Source organism: Exiguobacterium sp. s101 (genome assembly GCF_018617835.1).
GTDB lineage: Bacteria > Bacillota > Bacilli > Exiguobacteriales > Exiguobacteriaceae > Exiguobacterium > Exiguobacterium marinum.
The window spans coordinates 64,182-80,960 of sequence record NZ_JACSKX010000006.1 but is presented as its reverse complement, the minus strand read 5'-3'; the positions used below and the strand labels follow the sequence as shown (position 1 = coordinate 80,960).

Here is a 16,779-nt window from a genome sequence, read left to right as displayed (position 1 = left end):
CGCTGTATCTTTTTACGAATGTAGGAATCGCTCGACGTTTCCCATCGAGAAATGACGGCTCCACTGAACGAAGTGTCCGCCTGGTACGGCAATCAATTGTACAGAGGGATGGAGTTGTCGTTCCGCTCGTTTGACATGATAAAGCGTCCGTTTCGCCTCTTTCAAACCAATACCTGTGAAGTCTGCATAGTAAAGTTGCGTCGGGACTTGGAGCCGTTGTAGCAAGTCGGTGAAATCAAGTCCATCATATCCGAACAACAAATGTAATCCACCGGACGACAGACGTGCCGGACGCTCGAAAGCTGTTCGAACGTTTGCGGTCGGTTCAACCCCGATCCGTCGACAGAACACTTGGAACCGCTCTTCAGAAAACGTGGAGTCGCTCTTGTTCATGCGAGCTTCAAACCAGTTTAAAAGATGTTGTGGAGAGCAGTGATACAGTAGTCGCAAAAGCGGGAAGGTGAAGCCGAAGATGCCGTATTCACGATATGGGAGCACAGCATTCGGTTTATGACCTTGGTCGAGTAGTATTAAGCGCCTGATTCGGTCGGGATAATGGACCGCGTAGGCGAGAGCAATCGCGCCCCCCATCGAATGACCGATTAATCGAACAGCATCAAGTTTTCGAGAGATTCGATACGACTCGACCCAGTTCGCTAGTACTTTGGATGTGGCGTATGTATGTAGCCCCGCACTTTCACCAAATCCCGGTAAATCTAAGAGATGGACTTCAGATTTTTTATGTAGGGCTTCAACGAACTGTAATCCTTGCGATCCAGTGAAGCCCCCACCGGGAAGGAATAATACGGGATCACCTTGGCCATGAATCGTGACTTGAAATTGTCTCACGTCATCTCTCCTCTATACAATGAAGTGGTTTCCATTCAAGTATAAAGATAGTTGGAAATCAATTGAAGAAAATTTTCTATATTTCTGAATGGGGTCTCTGACAAATGCGGGTATAACATAGTGACAGGCAAATCTCTGTCATCACGCATCATGTACGTTCTGACCTTCAAAGGAGGAATGATGAATGAAGCTTTCGGGGAAAACGGCAATCATCACTGGCGCAGGTTCGGGTATGGGGCGAGCCATCGCCAAACTGTTCGCGAAGGAAGGCGCGCGGGTCATCGCCTTCGATTTGGATGAAGATGGTGTTCAGGCGGTCGTCGAAGAAATCAAGACGGGAGGCGAGGATGTCGTCGGGATTGCTGGTAACGTGACAAATCAATCGGATATCGACCGACTCATTGACACGACGAAGGATACGTTCGGCTCGGTCGACATTCTCGTCAATAATGCGGGAATCATGGATAACTTCATGACGGTGGGTGAAGTGACGGATGAACTATGGGACCGAGTCCTTGCCGTCAATTTGACCGGTCCGATGAAACTAGCACGTGCCGCTATCCAAGTGATGGAAAAACAAGATCATGGTGGCGTCATCATCAACAATGCGTCCGTCGGCGGATTGTTCGGCACACGCGGTGGTGCAGCGTATGTCGCATCCAAACATGCGTTAATCGGTTTAACGAAAAACATTGCGGCGACACATGGGACGCTCGGTAAGATTCGGGCAAACGCCATCGCACCGGGTGGCGTCAACACGAACATCGGTGCAACGATCACGGCACCGAGCGAACTCGGGATGCGGGCCATTCAAGGGGCTGGGGAAGCCCCGATGGGAGAACCCGAGCAAATCGCGAGTGTCGCTCTCTTCTTAGCATCAGACGATTCAAGCTTCGTGAATGGGGATGTGTTGAAAGCGGATGGTGGTTGGACGGCAAGATAGATAAAGGAAAAGAGTCGGGTTCAATCGGCTCTTTTCCTTTTGTACTGTTTTCGATAGGTGAGCGGTGTCATGGTGTGGTGTGCTTTAAACATTTGAACGAAGTGACTGACACTGGCGTAGCCAAGTCGATTGGCAATGTCTGCGATGTTTTCAGTCAAATTTTCTAGCAGAGTTGCAGCTCGCTCCATTCGCTTCATTTGTACATATGCAATGGGAGACGTGTCTCCGAAGGTCACAAACAAACGAGAGCACTCACTTCGACTCACGTTTCCTGCATGAGCGATTTGAGCTAATGTTGGTTTGCTTTCTAAATGAGCGTCGATATAAGCGAGCATGTGACGAAGGCTCTCCCGTTTCTTCTCATCCTTCATCGCTTGACCCTCTTGCTGAATCCAATAACGCCAGATGACCGTGCACTGCAGTGTCGCATCCATTAATGCGAGCGGTCCGTCCGCTTGAGAATGTTGAAGGGCGCGTTCAATCGTCTGAATGACAGATTGATGTCCCTGTTCCTGTTTTAAAATATGTATGGATTTTTCCGAATTTAGATGTGGTGTTACATATCGCCTCGCCAGTTCGGGGTGGAACAAATCAATCGGATCAAACTCGAGTAGCCTCAACCGCGACGATTCCTCGATCTTCTCCAACATGACACTTTGTCCTCGTGCCAAGAGAACGGCTTCTCTCGAATTAAGGTTGAGGCTCACTCCGTTCACCCGAATCAAAGACGTTCCAGACTCGCATAGCAGAACGGTGAAGCAATCGGTTACCTTTAATGTCATTGGCCCATGACGAATCATTTCGATACTCTTCAAAAACGTCTTCCTCCTCACTATGATCATTTCCCGACATTTCATTTCGATTGTTCACGGAGAAACACTTTAAAACGAAAATAAAGTGGGACGAATCCGACATTTCTCATCGTCGATCAGTAATAGGCTCAATCAAGTTTCTTCTATATAACGCCTAAAAGATTAGCCATCCTGTAAATGCGGCATGAACGAGGATGGCGACAGGTACCCCAATTCGGAACATAGGCTTCAGCGTCTTGTGGCGAAAGATCCGCATCGCCAAATACGCTCCAAAAGCTCCACCAACCCAAGTCATCGTCAATAACGTACGCTCCGAAATACGCCAAGCCCCGACGCGAGATCGTCGTTTATCGACAAAAAATGACACAAAGGCTAGTAAATTAGTCACAATGTAATACAGCAGTAATAGTTCCAAAGACCAAAACCTCCTTATTTCTCTCTTCATTATATCTTAAAATGGCTTTACAAAGCCGTTCTAATAGATTAAAACAATTTTCTGAAACCTCTCATCCTCGCGAATTGTTCTGTAAATGAACTGATAACACTCTCATATCGTCCTGTAATCGCAGTGAAACATATAGGTGTTACAGTAAGGGGGCGTTAGAAAAGGGAGGAATATTCTTATGAAAAAACCACTATTGACACTAACGGCACTCGCTGGCCTTAGTTTAGGAGTCGCTGCTCCAGCTTCGGCAGCATCAACACACACAGTTCAGTCTGGAGATACACTCTATCGTATCGCCGTGAACAACAACGTCTCTGTAAATGACATCAAACAAGCGAACGGCTTAAACTCAAATATGATTTATCCGAACCAAGTCTTAAAACTTGGAAAGGCAGAAGCAAAAGCTGCTACTGCATCAAAAACGTATACAGTTAAATCAGGAGATACACTTTATCGTATCGCATTAAACAACGGGATCTCTGTCAATCAATTGATGACTTGGAATGGTCTTAATTCAGATCTTATTTTCCCAGGGCAACAGTTTGCCGTGAAAGGTGCAGCAGCTGCGTCAGTAGCAAACGATGCGAAGACATCAGCACCAAAGACTTCAACATCTAAGCCTGTCACTAAAACAGCATCGTCTACAACGCAAACCCAAGCTCCGGCTTCAGGTAAGACGATGACTGTTGAAGCAACAGCTTATACACCATACTGTGCTGGATGTTCTGGTATCACAGCGACAGGTATCGACGTTCGTTCGAACCCGAACCAAAAAGTCATCGCGGTCGACCCTTCTGTCATTCCGCTCGGCTCTAAAGTATGGGTTGAAGGATACGGTACAGCCATCGCAGGAGATACTGGTGGTGCCATCAAAGGGAATAAGATCGATATCTTGATGCCGACACAAGAGCAAGCGCTCAACTTCGGTCGCAAGTCAATTACAATCAAAGTCTTGAACTAATTCAAGCTAATCAAGGACACTGCCATCGGGCGGTGTCTTTTTTTGTTTAACCCTTCTCCCAAGGATTCTTCACTTTCGTCAGTCCGAGTCGCTTCGCGAGTGGCTTAATCGTCAATCCATGCAAGGCGACAGACGTCACGACTAAACCGAGTGTGATTGGTAACATCCGCTCCGCGTCTTCAATTCCCAGTTCGGCGATTTCTTGGGCAAAAAAGCCGGTCACCGTCATGGCGACGATTCCACGAGGGGCAATCCAACTGATGAGCGCCCGCTCTTGCATCGATAACGGGGAACCGAGGAGCGACGTTTGTACCGAGATCGGTCGGATCAAGAATAAGATCCCAACAATCGACAAGAGAAGCGGCCAGTCGAGAATGGCGAGTAAGCTATCACGTGTCAAACTCGCCGTCAAAATGATGAAGACGGTCGACACGAGTAAGATGGAAATGTTCTCTTTGAACTCACGAAGCTGTTTCAGGATATGCATATGTCCATGCTTAGAATTTGCCATCGTCAATCCCATGGCCGTCACAGCCAATAGCCCGACTTCGCTCATGACCCATTCGCTGATTGAATATACGAGAAGGACCCCCGAGAACGTGAGGGTTGTTCTTAAATATTCAGGGACTTTCTCATTCCCGAACAAACGAATCAAAAGATGTCCGACAGTGATCCCGAAGGCAACGGCGACGATACAGGACCAAAAGAATGGCAAGTGGCTCGCGAGCCCGTCATTTTGATAGAAGATGAAACCGACTCGGACGACGAATAATCCCATCAAGGCGCCGAGCGGGTCGACAATGATGCCTTCCCATTTCAAGATTTTGGCCGGACGTGCGGATAAGTTGGCTTGCCGTAGTAACGGGATGATGACGGTTGGTCCGGTCACGACGAAGATCGCACCGAGCGTGAACGCCGGCAACCAATGAAAATCGCCGACCATAATCAGTAACACCGACGTCAAAATAAAGGAAACGAACACACCGACCGTGACGAGACGAAAAATCGATTTTCGCAAATCATCAATCTCTCTGAATTCAAGACTGAGGCTTCCTTCAAATAGGATGAGCGCCACCGCGATCGAGATGAGCGGGCTATATAGGTCCCCTAATATCTGATCTGGTTCTAACCAACCGAAAATCGGTCCGACCAAAATCCCGGCAACCGTCATGATCAAGATGGCTGGGGAGTCAAAACGCCAAGCAAGTAACTGCGAAAGTGCCCCGATGAGGACAAGTAGGCTGAATCCAATCATCATGTCTTCCATATGCTCCCCCCGTTTCTTCACTTCTTCATTAAATGTATACCCAAATCACGAAAAACATTTGCTAACATTGCCCGATTTCGGGTAAGAATTGAAAGAAAGGGAGGGATACGATGGAAGTGACTATCGGACTCATCATCGTCATATTGACATGGCTCATCTTACTACTTAATCTCACGTTCGCCATCACCATCATCTTTTTCGAGAGACGAGACATCGGGACGACATGGGCGTGGCTACTCGTCCTCTTCTTCTTGCCACTGATCGGCTTCTTCGTTTATATCTTCTTTGGCCGACTGATCAAATCTCATAATTTTTATGAAGTGGAAGAAGAAAAACGCGAAGCGTATCATCACCATGTCGAAGAACAACTCGATCAACTCGACCGTTCTCTCGCACCGTTCGATCACCCGCTCCTTTTGAAATATCGGCGGCTCGCTCGTCTGAATCTCGTGTCAACGAATGCGTTGATGTCTTTTCACAACGATATCAGCGTCCTGCACGACGGAACTGAAAAATTTGATCAGCTGTTTCAAGACATCGAACGAGCGACGAAAGAAGTCAATATTCAATATTACATCATCCAAAACGATCCACTCGGGCAAGCATTAATCCGCCTGTTAACGGAGAAGGCGAAACAAGGGGTACGCATCCGACTCCTTTATGATGCTGTCGGATCGAGGGGACTTAGACACAAGCACTTCAAGGACTTACTCTCTCACGGTGGGGAAGTCAAATCCTTCTTCCCGTCAAAACTCGGCATCAATTTCCGCGTCAATAATCGAAATCACCGAAAGCTTTGTACCATCGACGGTGAACTCGGCTATATCGGGGGATTCAATGTCGGGGATGAATATCTCGGCAAGGATGAACATTTCGGTTATTGGCGGGACGTCCATTTACGGATCTCCGGTGATGCTGTCAAAGAGTTGTTAGAACGCTTTATCTTGGATTGGAATCGCTCTGTCCCGACGCGAACGAAGGCACAAAAAGACGACTTCATTTGGCCGTCGGAAGGGATCACTCATCACGCGTCCCCCGTTCAAATCGTGACATCGGGTCCGAACTCGTCGACGGAGCATTTAAAGAATATGCTCGTCAAAATGATCACACAGTCGAAAGAGTGCATCTATATCCAAACGCCTTACTTCATCCCAGATGCGAGTTTCCTTGATGCCTGTCGCATCGCCCTCATGGCAGGAACAAAAATCAAACTGATGATCCCGAACAAGCCGGACCATATGTTTGTCTATTGGGCGACCTATGCGAATGCGGCAGAGCTTGTCCGTTACGGGGCGGAGGTGTTCACATATGAGGAAGGCTTCCTGCATGCGAAGACGCTCGTCATCGACGGAGAAATCGCCTCAATTGGGACGACGAATATCGATGCTAGAAGCTTCCGTCTCAATTTTGAAATCTCAGCGCTCGTCTTTGATCGAGATGTCGCTCAGTCTGTCATCGATGCGTTTGAGCGAGATGAATCGCGTGCACAGCGACTGACCATTGAGCGTTATGAGTCGAGGACGCGTTTAATTCGATTCAAGGAGAGTGTGTCACGCTTACTCAGTCCGATTTTATAACGCAAAACATCCGGCAGAGGAATTCCTCATGACCGGATATTTTTTTTAACGTCTTTTCAATTGTACGACAAGACGTTCGAATGAATCATTGATATCCTGTGGGGCTTCTTTATCCCCATACTCCGCTGCCTCTAACCATCCAGCGTACAACGTATGGTCCGTGAACTCGATTCGCTGAAGCCAATCGGCCACCGTCTCTTCTCGGAGACGCGGATATTGCTGTTCTAGTCTCCGTCCCGTCTCAAGGAGTTGAATCTGACGAGGGGAGCGGACAATCCGCTTATCCGAAAGCGTCGGATGATGAATACTTCTTGGAATCATTCCATCCTCCTGAATGTCTTTTCGTTTTTGTAAATAGAAGAACAGTCCTACCCCAATCAATAAGATGACAACGAAGGCTCCGATATAGAACAACGAGTTACCCGATGCCGACTTGAGCAATGTCTCCTGCGTCACCGTCTCCGCATCTAGGTTCGGGTTATTTGGGACGAGGAACCGGTTCACGCGGTCATTCGGATCGAGTACGATTCCGTCAAACCACCCCCCAATCCACAGAAAGAACGGACTGATCCAGGCGACGACATTTCCGAACAACAGCTCTTTGATTGTACGAATGACAAGGGAAACGGCTAAACCGATGCCTAAATCGAGGACTAGCATCGTCACCATTCGTTTATAGTCACGCCGATAATACAAGTTCCGTTGCCAAATCAAAAAGATGAATGGAAAGAGCACCATTGCAAGCGGTTGCGATGCCGGAGGGAATAACCAGTCCGCCACCAAGAATAGTACACTTGCCATCGCATAGCGGTCGGTCCAATCTAACGTCCGAATGAATGCATGGACGTATGTGAAGACCAATAGCAGGACACTCATCTCATACGAGAAGTAAAGGGCACCGATACTCATGACTGTCTGGACGATGAGTTGTATGTTCCGAGGGAGACGAAGCGTCAATAAAAAAAGTAGTGGAAACACATGTCCAATATAAAATGCTGAAAAGACCCACCATAGCCATTTCATTGACCGTCACCCCCTAACCGTAAAATCGATTGATTCCCGCTATACTTAGCTACTTTTCGCTCAAACAAGGAGCGAGCAAGTGGAAAGTCACTCTCAGACAGACAGGCGAACGTCGTCATGATCTTCCGGAAATGCACCTCGCCACTTCCTGGTTGTAGGTCATACGTGATCCCATCTTTCGTGAGTGTCGGGACAATCAGCCCGTAACTCGCGTTTTCTTTCTCAAAATCACGACATAATGCGGCCGCTTGTGAAATGAGGCGTTCCATCTGATAGGTGAGGGCCCGCCCATCCTTCGTCAACAAGTCGAGGACGATGACATATTCATTCGTTTGTACCGGTTGTTCAGTACGGGCGAGCAGTTCGCCCGTCTTTGCATAGGCGGACCAATACAGCTGTCGCATCGGTTGTCCGTGATATGGGGTGACCGACTGGAACGTTTCCGGGTCGCGATAGGCACTATGACGAACCATCTCCTCACCAGGGAGAGTAGGCGGGCGTTTTGGAATCGGATAAGGCGAAAACTCAGGGAAGACATAGCCGATGCGTGGGAGTGAGTCCTCTTTGTAGAGAGAAAACATGCGCAACGGGTCCCGGATTTCCAAACCGATCGCTTCGAGACGAACCGGGCCCCGCTTCTTCGCATGGAGCGGAATCGTGAAGTCGACGGTCGCATTTGTCTCAACAAAATTTTCCTGCCGCCAGAACGCATGTCCTTCCGATTCCACGGTCGGATGTAAATAGCCGGATAGGCGGACGACGCCAAGCGGTACTTTTGCCGTCGATACGAGTTTTAACACATAGATGGCCTCGTCGTTCGGAAATAATTTCAGTTCTTCTGTGAGGTCGACATGAATCTGTTCGGCCAAACGAAACATGAAGGAAGGCATGATCAGTGCATATAGACTGAAGCCGATCAATAGACTCGCAATCAAGACGCTCCCATAAAGTGCCGTGAAGACCCCGACGACGAACAAGAGCCACATATAGCCGGACTCGAGATAGCGTGGACTGACTAACTGCATGTTACACCTCTGAAGGGACCGGGATGGTCTCGAGTACAGATTTGATCAACTTTGACGGTTTCGTCTTCAACGACGCTTCAACCGTCAAGGCGATTCGGTGCCCTAAAATCGGAAGTGCGAGTGCCCGAATATCTTCCGGAGAGACATAGTCTCGACCTTCCATATAGGCATGAGCCCGAGCAGCCATCGTATACGCAAGCGTTGCACGTGGACTCGGTCCGACCTCGATATCGCGATGGTGACGAAGCAACTCCATTAAATCCAGCAAGTAATCTTCCATCGCCTCATGGAAGCGAACATCTCTTACCTCTTGCTGCATCTTCAACAGTTCGTCCTGTTGTAGAGAGAATGATTCGATAGTGAGGTGTTCATTGCGAATCAAACGCCGTTCTGAATCTCGCGAAAGTGGCGCGAGTGTCAATTTGAATAAGAAACGGTCCAATTGAGCTTGCGGAAGCGGAAACGTCCCTTGACCGTCAAATGGGTTTTGAGTGGCAATCATAAAGAACGGATCAGGTAACTTGAGCGACACTTCCCCGAGTGTCACTTGACGTTCCTGCATCGCCTCGAGCAATGCGGATTGTGTACGTGGTGTCGTCCGGTTGATCTCATCGACGAGTAAAATCGATGTGAAGATGGGTCCCGTCCGGCGTTCGAATGCCCCGGTCGTCGGATTGAACAGTTCCATCCCTAAAATATCACTCGGCAACGTGTCCGGTGTACACTGTACACGTTGAAACGTCGCCGAAATCGAGCTTGCCAAGCTACGAGCGAGGGTAGTTTTTCCCGTACCTGGACGGTCTTCGAGTAAGACGTGTCCCCCTGATAATAATGCGATTGAGGCAAGCTTGATGGCTTTCGCTTGACCTATGATTTGATTATTCAAATGTGAAACCCATGGATGGTTCATTCAAAATCCCCCTATTATTTTTCTGATAATTAAGAAAATCATAGCATAATCACTTCATGAGATGAATCAAAAATCCATTTCACCAAAAAAGACCGACCGGCAGAGCCAGTCAGTCAACGTTTCGGAGAATCTAAGTATCGTTCAAAATGACGTTCGAGCCATTCCTGAAAAAATGACATGAACGTACAGATCGCCCAGTAAATCAATGCCACGACGATATAGACCGTCATGTAGTCGAACTCTCGTCCACCGACAATCTTGGCCTTGTTAAAAATCTCAGGTACTGTGATCATTGCGGCGAGTGAACTCGCTTTAATCAAATCGAGAAAGACGTTCGAAAGCGGGGGGAGGGCGATCCGTGTCGCCTGCGGCAAGACGACACCTTTCAATGTCAACCATCTTCCCATCCCGAGCGAACGTGCCGCCTCAACTTGTCCTGAATCGACCGCGCGAATCGAAGAGCGGATGATCTCAGCGATATAGGCGGCAGAGTTCAAACTGAACCCGAGAATCGCTGCCGTCAAAGCGGCGAATTCGACCCCGATGAACGGGAAACCCGAATAAAGGATGAACAGAATGATCAAGATGGGCACGCCACGCATGAACGAGATATAAAATGTTGATGGATAGCGAAGGAGACGCGTCGGAGACAACTTTCCTAATGCCAAAACGAGACCGAGCACGAGACCGAAAAACATACTGACGAATGAGATCCAAATCGTATTCGGGAGCCCACCCAATAAATAAGGGAACGATTCTATGGCTAGGTCTACGTCAAAGATAGCGTCCCACTTGATATCTGAGAACGACATGTCGACCTTACTTCGTTTCGACGATTGTTGCGTCTACGTCGGGCTCAACCGAGACATTCACACCGTTATAGAATTGCTCAGATAGCTCTTTGACCGTACCGTCTTCAAGCATCTCATCCATGACACGGTCGATGTTCTCTTGGAGCTCGTTATTTTCATTATCCATCAAGAATGCGACTTCTTGTGGGTTGTAGGCGATATCCGGGTGAATTGTAATATCAAACTCAGGGAAGAAAGCAAGAGCAAGCGTCTGAAGATAGTAATCGTTCAAGATGACGTCGGTACGACCTGTCGAGACGTCACGCAAATACTGGTCGTTCGTCGCATTGTCATAGATGACCTCTTCAGCACCATACTCTCTGGCCACATCCATGAAGACAGTCGTCGCTTCGCCAGCAGCTCTTTTGCCTTTCAAGTCTTCGAGTGAATCGATTCCAGATAGGTCGCTCTTACGAACGATGGCAGTCCCGTAAGTGTATTTATAGGGTTTTGAGAAGGCAAATTTCTCTTTACGGTCTTCGGTGACGGAGATATCGTTTGCTGCGACGTCAATTTGTCCATTTTGAACGCCCGTCAACATATTGTCAAACGCCATTTCTTTGAACTCGATCTCGAGGTCGAGACGTTTAGCGACTTCTTTCATGAGTTCGACGTCAAAACCTGTCAATGTGTCGCTCTCTTCTTCACGGAAAGAAGCGGGGTAGAGGGTGCCGGCAGTCCCGACTGTCAATGTCCCTTCTTCCTGAATCTCTTCCCACGGTGTCATGTCTGCTTGATTCGTGCTATCATCACCACAAGCGGCAAGCGGGATTGCTAAAAATAATGTTGCGGCCAAACCTTTTGTCGTTCGTTTCACAAGAATTCCTCCTTAGATGTTTCATCTGTCTAAAAATAGCATGACTTCAGCGGTCTAGCAACTGTGAAGCCCAGTTTATACAGTTTCATATAATATTTGAAACGTTTATTCATAAAGCGCTATCATTCTTCTGAATGCAAAATTCATTTGATTAATACAGAAAAGAGTTATTTATGAAACAGATGATAAAATGCCATAAAATCAGAAGAAAAGGAACTGAACAAACGAAGAGGTGTAAATGGGGAAAGAGGTGCAGGGAATGAATCCTATACAAATAAAAGAGTTAATTGAGGAAGACATCAATCGAGTAAATGACGCAAATGATCCATTTCCAATCATCGGTCGAATCATGCCAAGATATATGAATGGAAAATGGACATATGTCGAAGAATTAGATAAGGAAGTCACGGAGATAACATTTCCGGACGATCGATTAGACTGGAAACAATATATCGGACATGACAATCGCATCCTGTTTTTGGCGATGGATGCAGATGAATGTGTCGGACAAATCCGACTCGTGAAGGATTGGAATCGATTTGCATACATTGAAAATATCGCGGTCCGTCAAACACATCGTAAGCGTGGGATCGGACAAATGTTACTTGAAACAGCCGAACAGTGGGCAAAAGAGAAACGGCTGATCGGCTTATCACTCGAAGCGCAGAACGATAATCTCATCGCTTGTCGTTTCTATGAAAGAGAGGGATTTCAACTTGGAGGAGTCGACTCGATTAAACAATACGCGAATCCACAAATCGAATTGACTTTGAACTGGTATAAGATTTTTTAAGGATAGGGAACTGTAATGTAGAGCAATTTTTTTGCTCTCTTTTTATTAGTTTACATAACATATATTATCAGTAAAAATAAGAACTCATCTCATTATATTAGTATACTTATGATAGTGAGATGAGATTGATTGTTAAGACGTATGCGTAAATCGGATCAATGTGACACCCGGTTCTGGTTCAAATTCAGCACTCGGTTCGAATCCTAGCTTCGTGTAAAGACGTTTTGCCGGTCCATTATGTTTACCGGTATGCACATAAACAAGCCGACCTTCATGAACGCTTAATACATGATCAAGTAACGTCGTGGCCAGCCTCGATCGAAAATATGTCGGATCAATGCACAGTTTTGTGATTTCTACGGTTTTTTCTGATGCCTCGTAAGTCACGAATCCAATCAACCGCTCCTCGATGTACAATCCGTAGCTCGTACCTGGTAAGTTTTGTATCACGTCGATTGTCTCATATCGAGCCGGTATCTCATCAAACCCTAGCAATTCCGCTTCCACAGCATAGGCATTTCGTTGTATCTCAAGCATCTGCTGGGCTTGATCAAATTGTTTGATCGGGATTTCTTGTAGCTGCATGCCTTACCCCTCCCGTCATCAGATAAATTTTCTTGCCCGCTTCCGTTCTGCCCGCTTCAGCGCCAAATAGAGGCGGTGCGTTCCTTTTAATGGTGCACCGTGTCCGACGAATGTGAGGAGTGGTGCCAAATCCACTAACCGTTCTGCGCTCTCGACAGCAACGGTCCGGTTCCACGTCGCAAGTCCGGGAAGTGGGAACAATGGACGAACATCCCCCGCCACCGCCGCCCCTCCTTGCGATTGAAACGCATCTCCTGCGAATAGCACCCGATTTGTCTCGTCATAATAGGCGACAGACCCTGGCGTATGGCCCCCTGCATCAAGGACACGTAGACCGAATAGCCGTTCACCAGGTTCGAGTAACGTGTCCGGTGTGGAGCGGAGCGTCGGTAACGACCCCCGAATTTCCCTCTGTTCTCCCTCATCAAGGGATCGGTCTCCTGACAAAATACGGGCATCACGGCGGGAGATGAAGAGCTCGGCGAGCGGATGTTCCGCTTTGATGATGTCTACCCCGCCGACATGGTCTTCGTGGGCATGCGTCAACAATATCGCCAGGAGCGGCTTGTCGAGCTCAGCGATATATGACAGGATATCGGTCGCGTTCCGCTTCAGCGCCGTATCAATCAAGACGAGACCGAGGTCATGTTCAAACAGTTGAACGTTGATCGGCAGAACGGGAGCGTAAAAAGTTAGTTGATGGATATGTCCGTATCGTCTTACTTTCATCGAAAAAACCTCCTAATCAAATAAAGTGGTCCAGTCTTCTTCTTGCCAATGCGCATCGAAGCACATATGAATCTGTTCAATCGTATTTCGGGCAAGAGAGAGTTCCGGTAAATGGTCACGCTCAAAGAAACCGACGTCGCTCGTCTCAATGCCAGCAACCCCCTCTCCATCACCGATCAGCGCACACTCGATAAAGAGTTTATAGTAATGCTCGGAAAGTGGCGGATGGGGATGTTCGTGCATATCGAACAACGCGAGTAGACGCACAGGAATCACATCCAAACCAGCCTCTTCTTCCACTTCTTTAATGATATTCGTCGCAGGAGAACGATTTACTTCACAGAATCCACCTGGTAAGGTCCATAATCCGTCTGACCGCTCCTTGACGAGCAATAGTCGATCATCTTTAAAGACCACACCACGTACATCAAGCTTCGGTGTCGGATAACCGTTCACATGCGTCAATTGTAAGATGGCATCATTCGATAAGTCGGAATGACGTTCGAACATTTCTCTTACGATTTCCTGCAACTCTTCATACCGTTCTCGGTCAAATTGATCATGTGTGAACGTAAGACCGGCCTGAGACAGCGCCTGAATCCGTTTTGCCCACGTCAGCCATTGAGACATATAGATCCCCCTATCTTTTGTCTTATATGTTCTTTCGGCAAATCGAGGCATTCTTCCTTTTTGGTTTTTACATTCCCTTGAAACAGTCAGGCGTAATGAATTCACAAAAAAAGTCTGTGAGTGGCATAGTCGCCGACCCACAGACCTAATTTGATTAATCGAGATACACATCTTCAATCTCGCCGAACGAATCTTCGTCAAAGACGAATGACCCATTGGCATAGCGATCGAGTAGCGTAAGGGTTTTGGTGCTCACTTCTTTCACTTTTTCTTTACCGACGATATGAAGCGTCTCATCCCCATGTACCGGGAGCGCACGACGGATTTGATGCGGTTTCGATTTGACCTCACGAATGAGCATCGTTCCGCGAAGGTTGCGGTTCGTACAGTCGAACTGGTCTTCGAGTTTCATCTTCTTGACCGCTCCCCGTTGCGTCACGAGGACGAACAGCGGTGGTGTGAAGAATGAGAAGGCATCGGAGACGACGTCACCGTCTTTCAAATTCATGGCTTTTACGCCCGCCGCCCGCTGTCCGACGACCGGAACATCATCTTCTTTGAACCAGAGTCCATATCCACGCTCTGAGACGAGGAACAACTGTCCAGGACCGTCGCTAATTCCGGCGAAGACGACCTCATCGTCACTTTTCAGTTTCAAGGCCATGAGCGGTTTCGATTTCCGCTGCGCGTCATAGTCACGTAACGGCGTACGCTTGACCATCCCGTCTTTCGTCACGAAGAGGCAATGGGCATCTGTTTCGAACGTCGAGACGACGTCTGCCGAGATGACCTGCTCCCCTTCGATTGGAACGAGGTTGGCGACATGTTGCCCAGCATCCTTCCACTTTGATTCTGGGATCTGGTGGATCGGAATGAGGAGGTAGCTTCCTTTGTTCGTCCATACGAGCAAGTGGTCCGTTGTCATGGCTTGTGTCGTAAGGAGTGGACGATCCTTCTCTTTCATCTCCGGTAAAACGTCACTCGATGCTCCATACGAACGCATCGAGGCACGTTTGACGTACCCGTCACGGCTGACGAATACCATCGTCTCTTCGACAGCAATCATAACTTCCGTCTTCAGTTTTAATTCCTCAACTTCCGACTCGATGACCGAACGACGGTCATCTCCGAACTCGTCACGCAATGCCGTAAGCTCTTTCACGATCAACTTCCGTTTTGTCGCGTCCACGTCGAGGATGTTTGAGAGGCGGGCAATCTCTTTTTGGAGCGCCTTTGCTTCTTTTTGCAACTCGACGATGTCCGTATTCGTGAGTCGATACAATTGGAGCATGACGACGGCTTCAGCTTGTCGTTCCGTGAATGAGAACCGCTCCATCAGTTTCTTCTTCGCGTCCGCCTTGTCTTTGGCGGAACGGATCAATTCAAGTGTCTCATCGAGGACCGAGATGGCTTGTTCTAAGGCATCGACGATTTCAGCGCGTTTCTTCGCCTGCTCGAGCTCGAACGTCGTCCTGCGCGTCACGACCTCTTCGACATGCTTCAAGTAAGCATCGATGATTGGGATGATTCCCATCTGCTTCGGCGTCCGGTTCACGATGGAGACCATATTATAGTTATAGGCGAGTTGCAAGTCCGTATGCTTCAAAAAGAAGTGAAGCACACCTTCTGCGTCGGCCTCTTTCTTCAATTCGATGACGACCCGAAGTCCCGTCCGATCTGTTTCGTCACGGACTTCTGCGACGCCTTCGACCTTTTTATCGAGGCGGAGCTCTTCCATCTTTTTGACGAGGTTCGCCTTATTCACTTCATACGGAAGTTCTGTGATCGTGATCTGTTCACGGCCACCTTTTAATTGCTCAATCTCGGACTTCGCTCGGATGATGACCTTCCCTTTACCGGTCTCGAACGCCTTTAGGATACCGTCTTTACCCATGACCGTCCCCCCGGTCGGGAAGTCAGGACCTGTGACATACTCGAGCGCATCTTTAGCGATATCGACCTGGCCTTTCAAACGTGCGATGGCAAGGTTGAGGACTTCTGTCAAATTATGCGGTGGGATCTCCGTCGCATAACCGGCTGAAATCCCTGTCGTTCCGTTCATGAGCAGGTTCGGGAGGAGCGATGGCAAGACGAGCGGTTCTTCCGTTGAATCGTCAAAGTTCGGCGTGTAATCGACCGTATTCTTCGCGATTGACGTCAACATGACACCCGCAATCTTCGAGAGACGGGCTTCCGTGTAACGCATGGCCGCCGCCGGGTCACCATCCATCGATCCGTTGTTCCCATGCATGTCGATGAGCGGATACCGGAGTTTCCAATCTTGCGAGAGACGTACCATCGCCTCATAGACGGACGAGTCACCGTGCGGGTGATAGTTCCCGATGACGTTCCCGACCGTCTTCGCAGACTTCCGGTATGGCTTGTCGTTCGTATTTCCCTCATGGTGCATCGCATATAGAATCCGGCGCTGTACGGGCTTGAGCCCGTCACGAGCATCCGGTAAGGCACGGTCTTGGATAATATATTTCGAATAACGCCCGAACCGGTCACCGACGACCTGCTCGAGAGATAAGTTTAAAATGTGTTGAATCGTCAACATCG

The 16,779-nt window shown here is 48.3% G+C and carries 17 protein-coding genes; 4 read left to right on the top strand and 13 right to left on the bottom strand.

The genetic code is table 11. The features are described from left to right. Positions 1–12: 12 nt before the first annotated feature. Positions 13–849 (bottom strand): alpha/beta hydrolase, encoded by an 837-nt coding sequence (locus tag KNO76_RS06970; RefSeq protein ID WP_214884042.1) that lies wholly within the window; start codon positions 847–849, stop codon positions 13–15. A 184-nt stretch (positions 850–1,033) separates the two neighbouring features. Here KNO76_RS06970 and KNO76_RS06965 point away from each other — a divergent pair, with 184 nt between their 5' ends. Next, the gene (locus tag KNO76_RS06965; protein ID WP_214884039.1) at positions 1,034–1,792 is read left to right on the top strand and encodes a glucose 1-dehydrogenase; all 759 of its coding nucleotides are present in this window, start codon (positions 1,034–1,036) and stop codon (positions 1,790–1,792) included. A gap of 20 nt (positions 1,793–1,812) precedes the next feature. Here the strand turns inward: KNO76_RS06965 and KNO76_RS06960 are convergent, their stop codons facing one another. Together KNO76_RS06960 and KNO76_RS06955 are read right to left on the bottom strand one after the other, a co-directional pair. Further along, positions 1,813–2,607, bottom strand: a complete 795-nt coding sequence (locus KNO76_RS06960; protein WP_214884036.1) for a helix-turn-helix transcriptional regulator — start codon at positions 2,605–2,607, stop codon at positions 1,813–1,815. 151 nt (positions 2,608–2,758) lie between these two features. Then, positions 2,759–3,019 carry a DUF1294 domain-containing protein gene (locus KNO76_RS06955; protein ID WP_214884031.1) on the bottom strand — a complete coding sequence of 87 codons (261 nt, stop codon included), beginning with the start codon at positions 3,017–3,019 and terminating at the stop codon, positions 2,759–2,761. Between the two features lie 208 nt (positions 3,020–3,227). Here KNO76_RS06955 and KNO76_RS06950 point away from each other — a divergent pair, with 208 nt between their 5' ends. Further along, the gene (locus tag KNO76_RS06950; protein ID WP_026825971.1) at positions 3,228–4,010 is read left to right on the top strand and encodes a LysM peptidoglycan-binding and 3D domain-containing protein; all 783 of its coding nucleotides are present in this window, start codon (positions 3,228–3,230) and stop codon (positions 4,008–4,010) included. A 46-nt stretch (positions 4,011–4,056) separates the two neighbouring features. Here KNO76_RS06950 and KNO76_RS06945 read toward each other — a convergent pair whose 3' ends face one another. Continuing rightward, the gene (locus tag KNO76_RS06945; protein WP_214884028.1) at positions 4,057–5,277 is read right to left on the bottom strand and encodes a cation:proton antiporter; all 1,221 of its coding nucleotides are present in this window, start codon (positions 5,275–5,277) and stop codon (positions 4,057–4,059) included. Positions 5,278–5,387: 110 nt separating this feature from the next. Here KNO76_RS06945 and cls point away from each other — a divergent pair, with 110 nt between their 5' ends. Continuing rightward, positions 5,388–6,854, top strand: a complete 1,467-nt coding sequence (gene cls / locus KNO76_RS06940; RefSeq protein WP_214884025.1) for a cardiolipin synthase — start codon at positions 5,388–5,390, stop codon at positions 6,852–6,854. A 45-nt stretch (positions 6,855–6,899) separates the two neighbouring features. Here the strand turns inward: cls and KNO76_RS06935 are convergent, their stop codons facing one another. From KNO76_RS06935 to KNO76_RS06915, 5 genes are all read right to left on the bottom strand, one after another. Further along, entirely contained in the window at positions 6,900–7,877 is a 978-nt protein-coding gene (locus KNO76_RS06935) for a hypothetical protein (protein ID WP_214884022.1), read from the bottom strand. Beyond that, a complete protein-coding gene (locus KNO76_RS06930) occupies positions 7,874–8,902 on the bottom strand; it encodes a DUF58 domain-containing protein (RefSeq protein WP_214884019.1) in 1,029 nt (342 codons plus the stop codon). Before KNO76_RS06930 ends, KNO76_RS06935 begins: the two co-directional genes overlap by 4 nt. 1 nt (position 8,903) lies before the next feature. Further along, the gene (locus KNO76_RS06925) at positions 8,904–9,812 is read right to left on the bottom strand and encodes an AAA family ATPase (protein ID WP_214884016.1); all 909 of its coding nucleotides are present in this window, start codon (positions 9,810–9,812) and stop codon (positions 8,904–8,906) included. Between the two features lie 113 nt (positions 9,813–9,925). After that, positions 9,926–10,624: an amino acid ABC transporter permease gene (locus tag KNO76_RS06920; RefSeq protein WP_214884012.1), complete on the bottom strand. Its 699-nt coding sequence runs from the start codon at positions 10,622–10,624 to the stop codon at positions 9,926–9,928. 7 nt (positions 10,625–10,631) lie between these two features. After that, positions 10,632–11,480: a transporter substrate-binding domain-containing protein gene (locus KNO76_RS06915; protein ID WP_214884009.1), complete on the bottom strand. Its 849-nt coding sequence runs from the start codon at positions 11,478–11,480 to the stop codon at positions 10,632–10,634. A gap of 259 nt (positions 11,481–11,739) precedes the next feature. Here KNO76_RS06915 and KNO76_RS06910 point away from each other — a divergent pair, with 259 nt between their 5' ends. Then, positions 11,740–12,273 carry a GNAT family N-acetyltransferase gene (locus KNO76_RS06910; protein ID WP_214702010.1) on the top strand — a complete coding sequence of 178 codons (534 nt, stop codon included), beginning with the start codon at positions 11,740–11,742 and terminating at the stop codon, positions 12,271–12,273. Positions 12,274–12,405: 132 nt separating this feature from the next. On the opposite strand, the gene KNO76_RS06905 is transcribed toward KNO76_RS06910, so the two are convergent. From KNO76_RS06905 to parC, 4 genes are all read right to left on the bottom strand, one after another. Then, positions 12,406–12,858 carry a GNAT family N-acetyltransferase gene (locus KNO76_RS06905; protein ID WP_214698610.1) on the bottom strand — a complete coding sequence of 151 codons (453 nt, stop codon included), beginning with the start codon at positions 12,856–12,858 and terminating at the stop codon, positions 12,406–12,408. An 18-nt stretch (positions 12,859–12,876) separates the two neighbouring features. Beyond that, complete coding sequence (locus KNO76_RS06900) at positions 12,877–13,587, bottom strand: MBL fold metallo-hydrolase (protein WP_214884007.1); 711 nt, start codon at positions 13,585–13,587, stop codon at positions 12,877–12,879. 12 nt (positions 13,588–13,599) lie between these two features. Further along, on the bottom strand, positions 13,600–14,217 hold the full coding sequence (locus tag KNO76_RS06895; protein ID WP_214884004.1) for an NUDIX hydrolase: 618 nt from the start codon (positions 14,215–14,217) through the stop codon (positions 13,600–13,602). Positions 14,218–14,371: 154 nt separating this feature from the next. Next, the gene (gene parC, locus KNO76_RS06890; protein WP_214884001.1) at positions 14,372–16,777 is read right to left on the bottom strand and encodes a DNA topoisomerase IV subunit A; all 2,406 of its coding nucleotides are present in this window, start codon (positions 16,775–16,777) and stop codon (positions 14,372–14,374) included. Positions 16,778–16,779: the final 2 nt, after the last annotated feature.